The sequence below is a fragment of the Rhodococcus opacus B4 genome, from assembly GCF_000010805.1.
Taxonomy (GTDB): Bacteria; Actinomycetota; Actinomycetes; order Mycobacteriales; family Mycobacteriaceae; genus Rhodococcus_F; species Rhodococcus_F opacus_C.
Genome location: NC_012522.1, coordinates 5,422,066 through 5,436,841, shown reverse-complemented (window position 1 = coordinate 5,436,841; position 14,776 = coordinate 5,422,066). Strand labels below are relative to the sequence as shown.

Below are 14,776 nucleotides of genomic sequence, written 5' to 3'. Positions count from 1 at the left end.
CATTCCCGACCACCGAGGGGACGATCATGAGAATTCTGCTCAACATCATCTGGCTGATCTTCGGCGGTCTGTGGCTGGCGCTGGGGTACTTCGTCGCCGGGATCCTGTGCTGCATCCTGATCATCACGATCCCGTTCGGCATCGCGTCGTTCCGGGTCGGGGTCTACGCGCTGTGGCCGTTCGGGAAGACCGTGATCGACAAGCCGACGGCCGGGGTCGCCTCGCTGATCGGCAACGTCATCTGGTTCATCATCGCAGGTCTGTGGCTCGCGATCGGGCACATCGTCACGGCCGTCGCGATGGCGATCACGATCATCGGGATCCCGCTCGCCGTCGCGAATATCAAGATGATTCCCATCTCGCTCATGCCCCTCGGCAAGGACATCGTCGACGCTCCGTAACGCTGTGAGCTTCCTCACATAACGACCGGGTAACGGAAGGGCAACAGCTCGGGGATACGCGCGTCTCGCCCCCACTAGCTGGGAAGAGTTCCCGCGCGCCGAATGCGGCCCCGCAACAGGCGAAGACACTCCGCGTTATCAAATGGTGACACTGCGGCCTCGGCCCGTTACCGTCGTCACCGGCCGAGGAAACATCGGCCACGTCCGGCCCGCCGCGCCAAACCTCGTCCCGCGGGTACCGGAGTCCCGACGAAGCATTTCAGGGACGAGGACGGGGGACCCAAAGTCCTCCAGGGAACGCAAGTTTCCAGACGGACACCGGTCCGAATGTGCCTCGCACAGTCGGATCTTGGGGTGAAGCCAGACCCTCTCCAGCCAGGAGAGGCGAGGCCGGGCGACCTCTCAGCCCGAACCCGACAGCTGACCTCGCAGGCGCGTGTGGAGAGGATCTCGACCACTATGAGCGGACGCCATCGCAAGCCCACCACCACCGGCCGCACCGTCGCCAAGGTCGCCGTTACCGGCGCCATCATGGGCGTCGCCGGAGCAGCCTTCTCGGGCACCGCGAACGCGGCACCCGACTCCGACTGGGACCGCCTCGCGCAGTGCGAGTCCGGCGGCAACTGGGGCATCAACACCGGAAACGGCTTCCAGGGCGGACTCCAGTTCTCCCCGAGCACCTGGAACGCACACGGTGGAACCCAGTACGCAGCCACCGCCAACCAGGCCTCGCGTGAAGAGCAGATCGTCGTCGCCGAGAAGGTTCTCGACTCCCAGGGCTGGGGCGCATGGCCGTCCTGCTCCTCGAGCCTCGGCCTGAGCAGCGCACCCACCCAGCGCACCGCCCCCGCCACCGTGCCCGAGGCCCCCGCGGCGCCGGCACTCCCCGACATCACCGGCGGCGTCCCCAGCACCAACGGCACCTCGCAGTACGCGGGCGTCGTCGACAGCGCGATCGAGGCCGTCAAGGCCCAGGGCATCGCGATCGATCCCCAGATCCTGCAGCTCATCGACGCGAACAAGGGACTGCTCCCGCAGTAATCCCCGCACCTCACAGAAGAGGGGCCTTGCACCGATCCGGTGCAGGGCCCCTCTTCTGTCGCGTGGTCAGCGGTTGATCACCGTGTGCGGGTGCGCGTACGGCAACGACTCCGCCGGCAACGGGAACTCGGTGTCCTCGCCGAACGGGGACAATCCGCCCGCACGGGTCGACGACAGTTCGGTCACGGCGTGATCTCCATCGGCGGTTTCGGGCCACCCTGGATCCACGTACTGCTTCTTCGAATTGTTAGCCACGGTGCCATTTTGACAGGAGCATTCGGCGACGTACAGCCCAGGTCTCTAATCTGATAGTCGATGACCGACACCGACGACACCACCGCGAGCACCAACGGCACCGCAGTCTCCCCCCGCGGCGCCGCGACGCTCGCGGACTGGCTGGCCGCTCGAAGCGACGCCGAACTGACGGATCTGCTCCGGAGGCGCCCGGATCTCGCGGTCCCGCCGCCGGCCACGATCGCCGTCCTCGCCGGCCGCGCCGAGCAACGGGCCTCGGTCGCCCGTGCGGCCGACAACCTGACGTCCCTGGACTTCGGTGTCCTCGAACTCCTGGCACTGGGGCGTGCCGACGAGGTGCCCGTGCCCCGGGCCACCCTGCAGGAGGCGGTGGGGTCGCGGGCGACGAAGAAGACCGTCGACGCCACCCTCGACGGCCTGCGGTCCGTCGGGATCGTCTGGGGCGACAAGACGTCGCTGCGGATCGTTCCCGCCGTGGTGGCCGCCATCCCGTGGCGCGTCGGGCGCAGCGCCGAACCCGTCGAGACGCTCGACGAAGCCGGGATCACGGCAGCGCTGGCCGGACTGCAGACCGCCGAACGGGACATCCTCGAGACCCTGGCGAAGTCGAGTTCGATCGGGCGCACCCGGGACGCGGCTCCCGGGACACCTCCCGACCGTCCCGTTCAGCGGCTCCTCGCCGCCGGGCTGCTGCGGTGGATCGACGACGAGACCGTCGAACTGCCGTTCCAGGTGCGGCAGGTCCTGCGCGGGGAAGCTGTCTTCGACCCCACCTCGCTGGCCGCGCCCGGAGTGGCGGGCCGCAAACACAAGCCGGCCGACATCAACGCCGCCGCCGCCGGTGAGGCTCTCGAACTGGTTCGCCACTGCGAGGACGTCGTCAAGGCGCTCGGCGAGATCCCGGCACCGGCTCTGCGGGCGGGAGGTCTCGGGGTCCGGGAACTGCGGCGGATCGCCAAGACGTCCGGCATCGACGAGAACCGGCTGAGCCTGCTCGTCGAACTGCTGTCGGCGGCGGGACTGATCGCGAGCGGCACCCCGGACCCGGCCCCCACGACCGACACCGGGGAGAACTACTGGGCCCCGACCACCGCCGTCGACAACTGGCTGACCGCCCCGGTCGCCCGGCGGTGGCATGCCCTGGCCGCGGCGTGGCTGGAACTGCCGCGCATGGCGTGGTTCATCGGCATGCGCGACGCCAACGACAAACCGGTGGCCGCGCTGTCCGAGGAGGTGCGCGCGCCGTCCGCGCCGCGGGATCGGCAGGCGATCCTGGGGCTGCTGGCCGAACTGGGCAGCGGGCACTCGGCCGACCCCGCCGAGGTCAGTCGCCTGCTGGCCTGGCGCCGGCCCCGCTGGGGTGCCCGGCTGCGGGTCCACGCGGTGGAACGCACCCTCGAGGAGGCCGCGACCCTCGGGCTCGTCGCCCGCGGCGCGCTCAGCTCCCCGGGACGAGCGCTGCTCCACGGCGGCGACGCCGAGTCCGAGATGCACGCGTCGCTGCCCGAACCCGTCGACCACGTCCTCGTGCAGGCCGACCTCACCGTCGTCGCCCCGGGACCGCTGACCCCGGACCTGCTGGAGCAGATCACCCTCGTCGCGGACATCGAGTCCGCCGGTGCGGCGTCGATGTACCGGATCAGCGAGGACAGCGTGCGGCGCGCCCTCGACGTCGGGATGACGGCGGCCGAACTGCACAGCCTCTTCGCGACCCGGTCGCGCACCCCCGTCCCGCAGTCGCTGTCGTATCTGATCGACGACGTCGCGCGGCGCCACGGCCGGCTCCGGGCCGGTGTCGCGGCGTCGTTCGTCCGCTGCGAGGACCCGACGCTGCTCGCGGAGGTCCTGGCGTCACCGGTCGCTGCATCTTTGGCCCTGCGCGCGCTGGCTCCGACGGTGGCGGTGTCGCAGGCACCGCTGCGGGAAGTGCTGGGCGAATTGCGGGCGGCCGGGTTCGCGCCGGCGGGCGAGGACTCGTCCGGCGCCCTCGTCGACCTGCGCCCGCGCGGCGCCCGGGTCGTGACCCGGCGCAAGGCCCCGGCCCGCACCCCCGCCGTGGCCACGGATGCCCAGCTCGACGCCGTCGTCCGAACCCTGCGCGCCGGTGATCTGGCGGCGTCGGCCCGCGGTTCCGGCGGCATCCGGTCCGACGGGTCGCGGGCCAGCAGCGCCGCGACCATCGCCCTGCTCAACGCTGCGGCGCGGGAACGCTCCAGCGTGACCATCGGTTACGTCGACGCGCAGGGTGTGGCGACGCACCGCATCGTCGACCCGGTCAGCGTCGGCGGCGGCCAGCTCGACGCGTTCGACCCGGCGAGCGGCGCGGTCCGCCGGTTCACCCTCCACCGCATCACATCGGTCGCCCGCGTCGACCCGTGAGTACTCGTCAACCGCGGGACGTTAACAAGTACTCACAGCTCGGATAACGATTCCGCGCAAACGCCGAGGAATTCCGGGCCGCGCAATACCGTGTTGCTGGTATGTACCTGGCCGGGGACGACTTCCAGGAGGCAGAACCATGAGTGTCACAGCAACGAAGCCGTTACACGGTTGGTTACGGGGCGTCGTCCGGCTGATGATTGCGGTGGTGGTGCTGCCTCTCGCGTTCGTCCTCGTCGGCGGCGGGACGGCGTCCGCCGACCCGTACAGCCGTCTGCGCGAGCACTGGGTCGACGCACCCGGCGGGGTCGGGCAGATCAAGATCCGCATGTGGCTCGCGAACAACGGCAGCAACAAGGCCGTGTACCTCCTCGACGGACTCCGCGCCACCAACGACGTCAGCGGGTGGGAGCACGAGACCAACGCCGCGTGGTTGTCCGATCACGGGATCACCGTGGTCGAACCGGTCGGCGGACAGTCCAGCTTCTACACGGACTGGTACGCGCCCAGCAACACCAACGGGCAGCCGTACACGTACAAATGGGAGTCATTCCTCACCCAGAACCTGCCCGACTTCCTGGCGAACAATTACGGCATCAGCCGCACCAGCAACGCCATCGCCGGATTGTCGATGGGCGGCAACGCGGCGTTGATCCTCGCCGCCTACCATCGCGACCAGTTTACGTTCGCCGGGTCGATGTCGGGATATCTGAACCTGTCGGCGCCGGGCATGCGTGAGGCGATCCGCATCGCGATGCTCGACTCCGGTGGTTACAACGCCGACTGCATGTGGGGCCCGCCGTGGGATCCCGCCTGGCTGCGGAACGACCCGTTCGTCGCGGCGCCGCTGATGCGCGGGCTGCCGATGTGGATCTCGGCGGGTGCCGGCCTCCCCGGCCCGCACGATCAGCCGCAGTCCGCGATCGACGTCTTCAACGTCGGCACCGGCATGGGACTCGAGGCCATCGCGCTGGCCCAGAACCGTGCCTTCCAGGTGCGGCTCGACACCCTCGGCATCCCGGCGCACTACGACTTCCCGGCGACGGGAACCCACAGCTGGGGCTACTGGCAGGACCAGCTGTGGGCGATGCTCCCGATGATGAAGGCGTCGATCGGCGCGTAGGCCTGCGGCCCGTGAGTACTTGTCAACCGCGGGACGTTGATAAGTACTCACGGGGCCGGAGGCCATCCTTCTCGACCGCAAACTGATTTGCGGGCCGCGGCAGGCCGTAGTGCCCGCGCAACGTGGTCTCGGTGTAGTCGGTGCGGAACAGTCCGCGTTCCTGCAGGATCGGGACCACGGAGTCGACGAACTTCTCCAGCCCGGACGGCAGGACGGCGGGCATGATGTTGAACCCGTCGGCGGCGCCGTTGCGGAACCAGTGCTCGATCGTGTCGGCCACCTGGAGCGGGGTGCCCGCGAACGTGCGGTGACCTCGACCGCCACCGAGTCGCCCGATCAGTTGCCTGACGGTGAGCTTCTCCCGGCGGGCGAGGTCCACGATCAGCGTGTACCGGCTCTTCGCGCCCTCGATCTCGTCCTCGGACGGCAGGTCGTCGGGCAGTTCCTCGTCGAGCGGGAGTTGCTCGGGTTCGAGATTGAACCGCTGCGCCAACTGCTTCCGGGCGTATTCCGGCGAGATCAGCCGCTCCAGTTCGGCCTCGAGTTCACGGGCCTCCTCCTCGGTGTCCGCGATGACCGGCACGATGCCGGGCAGGATCAGCACCTGCTCCGGGTCCCTTCCCACTGCCGCGACGCGGTCCTTGACGTCGGCGTAGAACGCCTTCCCTTCGTCCAGGGTGGGCTGGGCGGTGAAGATGGCCTCCGAGTAGCGGGCGGCGAAATCCTTTCCGTCCTCGGACGATCCCGCCTGCACGAGCAGCGGGTATCCCTGCGGCGACCGCGGCACGTTGAGCGGTCCCCGCACCTTGAAGAACCGGCCCTCGTGCTCGATGACGTGGACCTTGGCGGAGTCGGCGTGGATCGCGACGTCCTTGTCCGCGACGATGGCGTCGTCCTCCCAGCTGTCCCACAACTTGGTGGACACCTCGACGAATTCCGCGGCCCGCTCGTAGCGGCTGCGGTGTGCGGGGGTGTCGTCGAGCCCGAAGTTCTGCGCGGCGTCGGCGCCGGCGGTGGTGACGATGTTCCAGCCGGCGCGGCCGCTGCTGACGAAGTCGAGGGACGCGAACCGCCGCGCCAGGTTGTACGGCTCGTTGTAACTGGTCGACGCGGTCGCGATCAGGCCGATCTTCTCGGTGGCCGCGGAGATCGCAGTGAGGATGATGGTCGGCTCCAGCTTGCCGCTCGGCCTGCGTTCCGGATTGCTGAACAGCACCGGGCTGTCGGCGAGGAACACCGAGTCGAACTTTCCGCGTTCGGCGGTCTGCGCCAGCGAGATGTAGTGCTTGATGTCGAGGTTGGCGTTCGGGTCGCTCTCGGGCAGGCGCCAGGCCGCCTCGTGGTGTCCGATCGCCATCAGGAATGCGTTGAGATGCAGCCGGCGCTGTGGTGACGAACTCATGGTGTAACTCCTCACTGTGCCGCTACCTCGACGCCGAGGGCGCCGAGCAGCGTATTGCGAAACTCGTGGAACTTGCTGTCGCCGAGCGCTCTCGGCCTCGGAATGTCGACGATCTCGTCGACGACGATCTGCCCGCGGTCGAGGACGAGCACCCGGTCGGCGAGCGCGATCGCCTCGTCGACGTCGTGGGTGACGAGCAGGACGGTCGGGCGGTGGCGGCGGATCAACTCCTGCAGCAGCGCGTGCATCTTGATCCGGGTCAGCGCGTCGAGGGCGCCGAACGGCTCGTCCGCGAGGAACAGCTGAGGCTCGCGGACCAGCGCCCGCGCCAGCGCCACCCGCTGCTGTTCACCGCCGGATAATTCACTGGGCCATGCCTTCTCGCGGCCGGCGAGCCCCACCTCCGCGAGGGCGGAGGCGCCCCTGCTCGTGCCGGTGCGGCCCAGCCCGAGCGTCACGTTGTCGAGCACCCGCAGCCACGGCAGCAGCCGTGAGTCCTGGAAAGCCACCGACACTTCCGCGGGCACGGTGAGCGTTCCGCCGCGGCCCTCGACGTCGTAGTCGAGGCCCGCGAGCGCGCGCAGCAGTGTGCTCTTGCCGGACCCGCTCTTGCCGAGCAGGGCCACGAACTGGCCTTCGGGAATGTCGAGGTCCAGGTGGTCGAGGACGGTCTTGTCGCCGAATCCGCGAACGAGGGACCGCACCTGCACGGCGGCGAGTTCTAGCCTGCGAGCGTCTTGCGCCATGACAGCGACCGCCTTTCGATGTAGCGGAGGACGGCGTCGGACAGCAGACCGAAGATGCCGTAGACGGCGAGCCCCACCAGAATCACGTCGGACTGGCCGTAGTTCTGCGCGTTGTACATCATCTTCCCCAGACCGGTCACCGCGTTGATTCCCTCGACGACGATGAGGGTGAGCCAGGCACCGGTCACCGAGAGACGCAGTCCGAGAAAGAATCCCGGCATCGCACCCGGCAGCACCACCTTGCGGATGAACGTGGCCCGGGACAGCCCGAGGATCTCGGCGAGTTCGACGTACCGGTTGTCGATCGACGTCAGCGAGTTGTGGGTCTGGATGTACATGTGGACGACGACACCGAGCGCGATGATCACGATCTTGAACGTTTCGCCGATGCCGAGCCAGAGGATCAGCAGCGGGATCAGGCCGAGCGTCGGGATGGCCCGTTTGAGCTGGATCGGCCCGTCGATGAGGGCGTCACCGGAACGTGTCAGACCGGCGACGACGGCCAGGGCCGTCCCGATCACCACACCGAACACGAACCCGACGGCGGCGCGGCTCAACGACGCGGCGATGTGCTCCTGCAGGATGCCGGTGGAGATCAGGTCGACGGCCGTGGTGACCACCGTCCACGGCGCGGACAGCTTTCGCGCGTCGATCATGCCCGCCAGGCTGCCCACCGCCCACACCGCGAGGAGAAGCAGCACCCCGGCCAGCCGGGAGAAGGGGAGACCCTTGCGCAGGCCGAGGCGGCGGATCTGCCGGTCGGCGGCGCCGGGCCTGTCGAGACCGGGGGCGACCGTACGGGCCGGTGCGGGCGCGGAGAGAATGCTGGTCATCGCTGCACACCGCCTCGGTATTCGGTCGGGACGGCGTCGGCGGCGACGGTTTCGAATCGGCGGTCGAACAGCTCGTTCGCATCGAATTCACTGAAGTAGCCGGCGTCGGAGAGCAATTGGACGGTGTCCTGCGTCCACTCGACGGCCGCGTCCCAGTTTGCCGGGTACGACGGCCGCTGCCCGACGGCGGCGACGATGCGCTTGCCGTCCTCGGCCGACACCTGCTCGCTCTCCACGTAGTACTTCTGGATCCACGCGTCCTGGTTCTCCCACGCCCAGATCTCCCCGCGGCTCCAGAACGGAATGAACGCCTTGATCGCCGCGGCCTTGGCCGGATCCTGCAGGACCTCCACCGGCGCCCAGAGCACGGTGAGCGCGTCCACCGCGTCGGTCTGCAACGCCTTCGCTCCGTCCGGACCGTACTGGTTCAGGTACTTCGTCACCGTCGGCTCCGACAGCGGCGCGACATCCACCTGCTTCGACTGCAGCGCGGTGAGGAACTGCGGGCTGGGCAGCTCGACGAGCTGGACGTCTTTCGTGGTCAGGCCCTGCGCCTTCAGCGTCCGCAGGATCACCACACCCTGCGCCTGCCCGGGCGAGAACGCGATCTTCTTGCCCCGCAGGTCCGGCAGTTCCGCGATGTCCGAGCCGGGGGCGGTGGCCAGCACGTACTGCGGCTGTTCCTTCTCCCGGACCGCGACGATCTTCGCGTCGAGCCCCGTGGCGTGCGCCTGGATCGGCGGGATCGCGGCATTGGTGGCCAGATCGACCGCGTTGCCGCGGAAGGCCTGGATCACGTCGGGTCCGGCGCTGACGTCCGGCCAGTCCGACACGGTGAACGGGAGATCGGCGGTCTGGTCGGTCGCCTCGAGCTGCAGCCGGGTGGTCTTGATCGACACGCTGAGCGAGGTTCCGTCCGGAACCTGATCGGGGACAGCATCATCGAGCGCGAGCTCGCCGGAGGAACCGGTGGAGCAGGACGCGAGCCCGAGCGCCACGACGCCGGCGAAGGCGGCGCGCGTGAGTCGCCGGTACCCGGCGGAAGACACGTGTGAACTGGACATGATTGATCCTTCGAAGGATGTGATCTCCGGTCGGGCACCCCGGGACTCAGTAGGTCGGGTGCCGCGCAGGAGCGAGAAAGGAAGAACGGAAGAATGTTTCGGCCGGCGTCAGGCCGGAGACGTCAGACGCGAGCCGGTCGCGAGCGGCGACAACAGGCACCGGAGCGACACGAGGTGGTACTCACGCTGTCGGACATCGAGGTGTTCACACCAATATCCTTGCGATCCAGCACAATCCCCGTCAACATTGCTTCCCACCGAATTAACTCCGGACCTGTGATGCGCGTCACGAGATTCCGGCCAGCGGCCGCACGAAGCTGGTGAGCGGCGCCCGGTAGAGCTCCGCGAGGATCACGGAACCGGCGGACACCGGCAGTGCCCGTCCCGGAAAGCTGGTGGGCAGCACGGACCACGAGGGATCGTCGCAGGTCGCCGACGACTCCGCGACCGCCCACCGTACTGTGTCCAGGCAACCGGGAATCCCGCTCACACTCTGGTCGCAGACGATGAGGACCTCCGGATTGAACAGATCCAGCAGGCGCGCCGCCACCACCCCGACACCGTGCGCGCGTTCGGTGAACAGGGCCAGCGCCTCCGGGTGCCTGCGACGGCCCGCGTCGAGAAGGTCACGGAAGATCGGCCGCTCGATGATGCCCAGCTCCATCGCCCTGCGCACCAGCACCCGATCCGACAGGGTGGCCTGCACACACCCGGTGCGCCCGCAGGCGCACTCCTCGGCACTGTTCTCGACGGGCACGTGCGCCACCGCGCCGGCCGCCGCGCGAGGACCGTGGTGGACTACGCCGCCGGTCGCGAACGCGGCGTCCACCATGTTCCCGACGAAGAGTTGCACCACGCTCTCCCGCGCCCTCGGTTCCCCGAACAGCACCTCGGCGTCGATGAGAGCGCGTGCGTGCGAATCCATCCGGACGTCCAGGCCAGTGCGGCGCTCGAGATCCGCGCGCACCGGGTACCCGTTCCATCCCGGGATCGGATGATCGCGCACCACACCCGATTCGGAGTCGATCCAGCCGCCCGCCGCGAAACCGACACCGATCGGAACCGCTGGCCCACCGTGCCGGACGGCCAGCGCCTCCAGGGTCGTCACGGCGTTCCGCAGAACCTCTTCCGGTCCCCGCCCGTAGTGCGGATCGCGGGACCGCGTCAGCACCTGCCCGCGCAGGTCGAGCAATGCGGTGGTCACGTGCGTGATCGCCAGATGGATGCCGTAGACGACGTAACGGCTGTCGTCGACGTCCACCGGCACGTGTGGCCGTCCGAGCCCTGTGGGACCCGCGATCTCCGGTAGTTCGCGCAGCAGGCCGTGGTCGACGAGCTGCGCGCTGGCCGTGGTCACCGTCGCGGGTGAGAGTCCGGTGACGCGGGCGATCGTGCTGCGTGCGATCGGCCCGCTGTCGAGGACCGTACGCAGCACCGTGCCCGCGCCGGCGCCGGAACGTCCGGCGCCGCGCCGGGTGACGGGCTGGGTTCGCGCCATCGTTCCCCCTCGCCGCGCGCAGTGATGTGGCCTGATCTCGAACGCTAGCGAAGGGGAACGTGCAGTTCAACGGACTCGATTCCGGAGATTTTAACTCCCTGTGAGTACTTGTTAACCGCGGGACGTTGATAAGTACTCACGGGGCGGCTAGCCACCGAGGTTGACCTCGATGCAATACGTGCGCTGGGGTTCGGAGAAGGCGATGGGGAATGCGGAGTCGAACTCGTTGCACAGGGTTTCGTCGTCCTGGCCGTCGGCGCGCCGGACGACCTTGACGGTCTGCATGTCGGAGCAGTCGGACGGCACGATCCGGCCGTCGTCCTCGAGCAGGTAGCAGGAGTCCTCGATCATGTTCGGGACGAGGCACAGCGTGGTCTGCACGTCCTTGTCCTCGCCGACGAGGGTGTAGGAGAAGTAGTCCTCCCCGCACTGGACGTCGCCGTCGTTCTTCTGCGCCACCTCGTACGTGGCCTCGCTGTCGGAGCAGTCCCGCTTCTCGTGTGAGGTGTCGGCCGCGGTGGTCGACGCGGACTCGAAGAACAGGCAGTCGCCGACGTCGAGGGCGTTCTCGTCGGCACTCTTGACCGCGTACACGCCGAACGCGGCGACGGCGGCGAGGATCACGACGGCGACAATCCCGAGAGTGATGAACAACCCTTTCCGCGACTTCTTCGGCTGCGGTGGGTACTGGCCGGGCGGGTACTGCCCGGGCCCGCCCGGCGGATACTGGCCGGGCTGCTGCGCGTACTGCCCCTGCTGGTAGGGCTGGTGCGGGTGCTGACTCTGCTGGTACGGCTGCTGCGGCCCACCCTGCGGGTACGGTTGCTGCGGGTTGTTCGGCGGTTCGCCGGGGACGCTCGGATCGGGTCGGTTCGGGTCGTCGGGGGGCTGGGTCATCGCGAGCCTCGTCTCTGGGTCGATCCATCCGGCTGCCCCTCAATTTAGGCCCCGACCGCCGCGGATGTGCAGGTATCGGCCCTGCCGGGGGCAGCGACGTGGCGCGCCGCCGCCCGGATCAGGACAATGGACAGGCTGGCTACATCCGGCACCGCATTTTCGAGGAGGCTTCCGTGACCGACGGACCGTTGATCGTCCAATCCGACAAGACCCTGCTGTTGGAGGTCGATCACGAACGAGCGAACGACGCCCGCCAGGCGATCGCCCCGTTCGCGGAACTCGAGCGCGCGCCCGAACACGTCCACACCTACCGCATCACGCCGCTGGCGCTGTGGAACGCGCGCGCCGCCGGGCACGACGCCGAGCAGGTGGTCGACGCGCTGGTCAACTTCTCCCGGTACGCCGTGCCGCAGCCGCTGCTGGTCGACATCGTCGACACGATGGCCCGGTACGGGCGCCTGCAGCTGGTGAAGAATCCCGCCCACGGCCTGACGCTGGTCAGCCTCGACCGCGCGGTCCTCACCGAGGTGACCCGGCACAAGAAGATCGCCCCGATGCTCGGGGCCCGCGTCGACGACGACACGGTGGTCGTCCACCCGAGTGAGCGCGGCCGGCTCAAGCAGCTGCTGCTCAAGGTCGGCTGGCCGGCGGAGGACCTCGCCGGGTACGTCGACGGCGAGGCCCACCCCATCGATCTGGACTTCGACGGCACCTCCCCCGGGTCCGCGGACGGCCACTGGCACCTGCGCGACTACCAGGAGATGGCGGCCGATTCGTTCTGGGCCGGCGGGTCCGGCGTCGTCGTCCTGCCGTGCGGTGCGGGCAAGACGATGGTCGGTGCGGCGGCGATGGCCAAGGCGAAGGCCACCACGTTGATCCTGGTGACGAACACGGTCGCGGGACGGCAGTGGAAGCGTGAGCTGATCGCGCGCACGTCGCTCACCGAGGAGGAGATCGGCGAGTACTCCGGCGAACGCAAGGAGATCCGCCCGGTCACGATCGCCACGTACCAGGTGATCACCCGGCGAACGAAGGGCGAGTACAAGCATCTCGAACTGTTCGATTCCCGCGACTGGGGTCTGGTGATCTACGACGAGGTGCACCTGCTGCCCGCGCCCGTGTTCCGGATGACCGCCGACCTGCAGTCCCGCCGGCGCCTCGGGCTCACCGCCACCCTGGTGCGCGAGGACGGCCGCGAGGGCGACGTGTTCTCACTGATCGGGCCGAAGCGGTACGACGCGCCGTGGAAGGACATCGAGGCGCAGGGGTGGATCGCCCCCGCCGACTGCGTCGAGGTGCGGGTGACGCTGACGGACGCCGAACGCATGGCGTACGCCGTCGCCGAACCCGACGAGCGATACAAGCTGTGTTCCACCGCACACACCAAGATCGCGGTGGTGAAGTCGATCCTGGAACGGCACACCGACGCACCGACGTTGATCATCGGCGCGTACCTCGATCAGCTCGACGAACTGGGTGAGGCGTTGAACGCCCCGGTCATCAAGGGGTCGACCAAGAACAAGGAGCGGGAGGAGCTGTTCGACCGTTTCCGGGCGGGCGAAATCCAGACGCTGGTGGTCAGCAAGGTCGCGAACTTCTCGATCGACCTTCCGGAAGCGTCTGTCGCCGTGCAGGTTTCGGGTACGTTCGGGTCCCGACAGGAGGAGGCTCAGCGGCTGGGGCGCCTCCTGCGGCCCAAGCACGACGGCGGTCAGGCCCACTTCTACTCGGTGGTGGCGCGGGACACGCTCGACGCGGAGTACGCCGCCCACCGGCAGCGCTTCCTCGCCGAGCAGGGTTACGCCTATCGGATCACCGACGCCGACGACCTGCTGGGCCCGGCCATCGGGTGACCGCCCGGACCTCCGGCCCCACGCTCTAAGCTGGGCCCGTGCGACATTTCGAGTTCACCGTCGACCGGCCCTACGCGAAGTCCGTCAACCAGACGTTCGCCGACATGCGACGCCTGCAGGTGTCGGCGATCGTCGTGGCGTTGCTGTTCGCGGCCGCGGCTGTCGGTCTGATCCTGCTCGCCCACCCCTGGTCGATCATTCTGGGTGCCGTCGTGGCGATCGCCGCGCTGACGTCCGTGTGGGTGGCGTTCTGGGTGCCGAAGAAGGTCGGCAGCATCGAGGAGTTGTACGCGAAGAGCCCGCTGGTGCCTGCCGTCGTCTCTGAGGTTCATCCCCGCGCGGTGACGCTGCTGTCGCTGATCGACGTCGCGAAGCCGTCCGCGGGCCGCCCCTCGTACGCGCTCGTCACCCGCAACGTTCCGATCCGCACCGGGCAGATGCAGCGGGTGGGTGACCGGGTGCCGTCCGTCGCACTGCTGAACGACCGCAGCACCCACAGCGGGGCCGGCACCTGGGAGATGGTCAGCCCGATGCCGATCGCGTGGGGCACCCGCGACGCGGCCGTGCGGTCCCGTGCGGAGGACGCGATCGATCAGGTGGAGTGGGATTTCCTGCAGAGCCGGATCGCCGAGTCGGAGCAGATCCGGACCAGCCCCGACCAGCGAGTCGCGGTGTCCGAGCACGACCTTCCGGAGGGCCTGCGCTGACCGGCCGCTAGCCGGGCCAGCCCTCGGCCGGTTGCCGCGGGTCGCCGGCGAGCAGGGCGGCGGCCCACGAATCGCGCCGGACGCCGCGCTGCACGAGTCCGGCGCGCTGGACTCCCTCGAACCGGAAGCCCACCCGGCGGGCGACTGCCGCCGAGTCCGCGTTGCCGACGAACGCGCGCCATTCGATGCGTTCGAGTCCCATCCCGTCCGGCCGAAACGCGTAATCGCACACCAGGTTCACCGCGCTCGTCATCAGTCCCCGCGAGCGTGCGGACGGTGCCAGCCAGTACCCGATCTCCGCTGCGGTCAGGTCCCGCGCCATCAGGCCGATCATCCCCAGCACCGGGCCGTTCTCGCGTTCGCGCACCGCCCAGGTGGGGCTGCGGTCGGCCCAGCCGGTCGGCACCGTCTGCCGGACGAACTGCTCGGCGTCCGAACGTGCATACGGGGCGGGCATCGTCGTCCACTCGGCGATCGAGGCCTCGCTGCACGCGGCGCAGATCGCGTCGATGTCGGTGACGACCGGCGGGCTCAGCCACACATTGCCGGCGGCGAGGGTGACGACGAACATGCCCGC

14 protein-coding genes and 1 riboswitch are annotated in these 14,776 nt (G+C 68.9%); of the genes, 6 read left to right on the top strand and 8 right to left on the bottom strand.

From position 1 onward, the window contains the following. The first annotated feature begins 26 nt into the window (after window positions 1–26). On the top strand, window positions 27–401 hold the full coding sequence (locus tag ROP_RS24980; protein WP_015888785.1) for a YccF domain-containing protein: 375 nt from the start codon (window positions 27–29) through the stop codon (window positions 399–401). Window positions 402–638: 237 nt separating this feature from the next. Further along, window positions 639–852, top strand: a riboswitch (cyclic di-AMP (ydaO/yuaA leader). Window positions 853–860: 8 nt separating this feature from the next. Further along, window positions 861–1,442, top strand: coding sequence for a transglycosylase family protein (locus ROP_RS24975; RefSeq protein WP_015888784.1), 582 nt, complete (start codon window positions 861–863; stop codon window positions 1,440–1,442). Window positions 1,443–1,508: 66 nt separating this feature from the next. Here the strand turns inward: ROP_RS24975 and ROP_RS24970 are convergent, their stop codons facing one another. Continuing rightward, window positions 1,509–1,697, bottom strand: coding sequence for a hypothetical protein (locus ROP_RS24970; RefSeq protein WP_015888783.1), 189 nt, complete (start codon window positions 1,695–1,697; stop codon window positions 1,509–1,511). Window positions 1,698–1,757: 60 nt separating this feature from the next. Here ROP_RS24970 and ROP_RS24965 point away from each other — a divergent pair, with 60 nt between their 5' ends. Together ROP_RS24965 and ROP_RS24960 are read left to right on the top strand one after the other, a co-directional pair. Continuing rightward, entirely contained in the window at window positions 1,758–4,076 is a 2,319-nt protein-coding gene (locus ROP_RS24965; RefSeq protein ID WP_015888782.1) for a helicase-associated domain-containing protein, read from the top strand. Window positions 4,077–4,215: 139 nt separating this feature from the next. Continuing rightward, complete coding sequence (locus ROP_RS24960) at window positions 4,216–5,199, top strand: alpha/beta hydrolase (protein WP_015888781.1); 984 nt, start codon at window positions 4,216–4,218, stop codon at window positions 5,197–5,199. Window positions 5,200–5,221: 22 nt separating this feature from the next. Here ROP_RS24960 and ROP_RS24955 read toward each other — a convergent pair whose 3' ends face one another. The 6 genes from ROP_RS24955 to ROP_RS24930 form a co-directional block, all read right to left on the bottom strand. Further along, window positions 5,222–6,601 carry an LLM class flavin-dependent oxidoreductase gene (locus tag ROP_RS24955; protein WP_015888780.1) on the bottom strand — a complete coding sequence of 460 codons (1,380 nt, stop codon included), beginning with the start codon at window positions 6,599–6,601 and terminating at the stop codon, window positions 5,222–5,224. An 11-nt stretch (window positions 6,602–6,612) separates the two neighbouring features. Beyond that, window positions 6,613–7,347, bottom strand: a complete 735-nt coding sequence (locus ROP_RS24950) for an ABC transporter ATP-binding protein (protein ID WP_015888779.1) — start codon at window positions 7,345–7,347, stop codon at window positions 6,613–6,615. Next, window positions 7,323–8,180: an ABC transporter permease gene (locus tag ROP_RS24945; RefSeq protein WP_015888778.1), complete on the bottom strand. Its 858-nt coding sequence runs from the start codon at window positions 8,178–8,180 to the stop codon at window positions 7,323–7,325. The genes ROP_RS24950 and ROP_RS24945 overlap by 25 nt, the downstream gene beginning before the upstream one ends. Further along, on the bottom strand, window positions 8,177–9,244 hold the full coding sequence (locus ROP_RS24940; RefSeq protein WP_015888777.1) for a PhnD/SsuA/transferrin family substrate-binding protein: 1,068 nt from the start codon (window positions 9,242–9,244) through the stop codon (window positions 8,177–8,179). Before ROP_RS24940 ends, ROP_RS24945 begins: the two co-directional genes overlap by 4 nt. Window positions 9,245–9,530: 286 nt before the next feature. Continuing rightward, the gene (locus tag ROP_RS24935) at window positions 9,531–10,742 is read right to left on the bottom strand and encodes an ROK family transcriptional regulator (RefSeq protein WP_015888776.1); all 1,212 of its coding nucleotides are present in this window, start codon (window positions 10,740–10,742) and stop codon (window positions 9,531–9,533) included. Window positions 10,743–10,889: 147 nt separating this feature from the next. Continuing rightward, window positions 10,890–11,639 (bottom strand): LppU/SCO3897 family protein, encoded by a 750-nt coding sequence (locus tag ROP_RS24930; RefSeq protein WP_015888775.1) that lies wholly within the window; start codon window positions 11,637–11,639, stop codon window positions 10,890–10,892. 173 nt (window positions 11,640–11,812) lie between these two features. Between ROP_RS24930 and ROP_RS24925 the strand changes: the two genes are divergently transcribed. Together ROP_RS24925 and ROP_RS24920 are read left to right on the top strand one after the other, a co-directional pair. After that, the gene (locus tag ROP_RS24925) at window positions 11,813–13,492 is read left to right on the top strand and encodes a DNA repair helicase XPB (RefSeq protein ID WP_015888774.1); all 1,680 of its coding nucleotides are present in this window, start codon (window positions 11,813–11,815) and stop codon (window positions 13,490–13,492) included. Between the two features lie 38 nt (window positions 13,493–13,530). Then, window positions 13,531–14,199, top strand: a complete 669-nt coding sequence (locus tag ROP_RS24920) for a DUF3239 domain-containing protein (protein WP_015888773.1) — start codon at window positions 13,531–13,533, stop codon at window positions 14,197–14,199. Between the two features lie 7 nt (window positions 14,200–14,206). Here the strand turns inward: ROP_RS24920 and ROP_RS24915 are convergent, their stop codons facing one another. Continuing rightward, window positions 14,207–14,770: a GNAT family N-acetyltransferase gene (locus tag ROP_RS24915; protein ID WP_015888772.1), complete on the bottom strand. Its 564-nt coding sequence runs from the start codon at window positions 14,768–14,770 to the stop codon at window positions 14,207–14,209. Window positions 14,771–14,776: the final 6 nt, after the last annotated feature.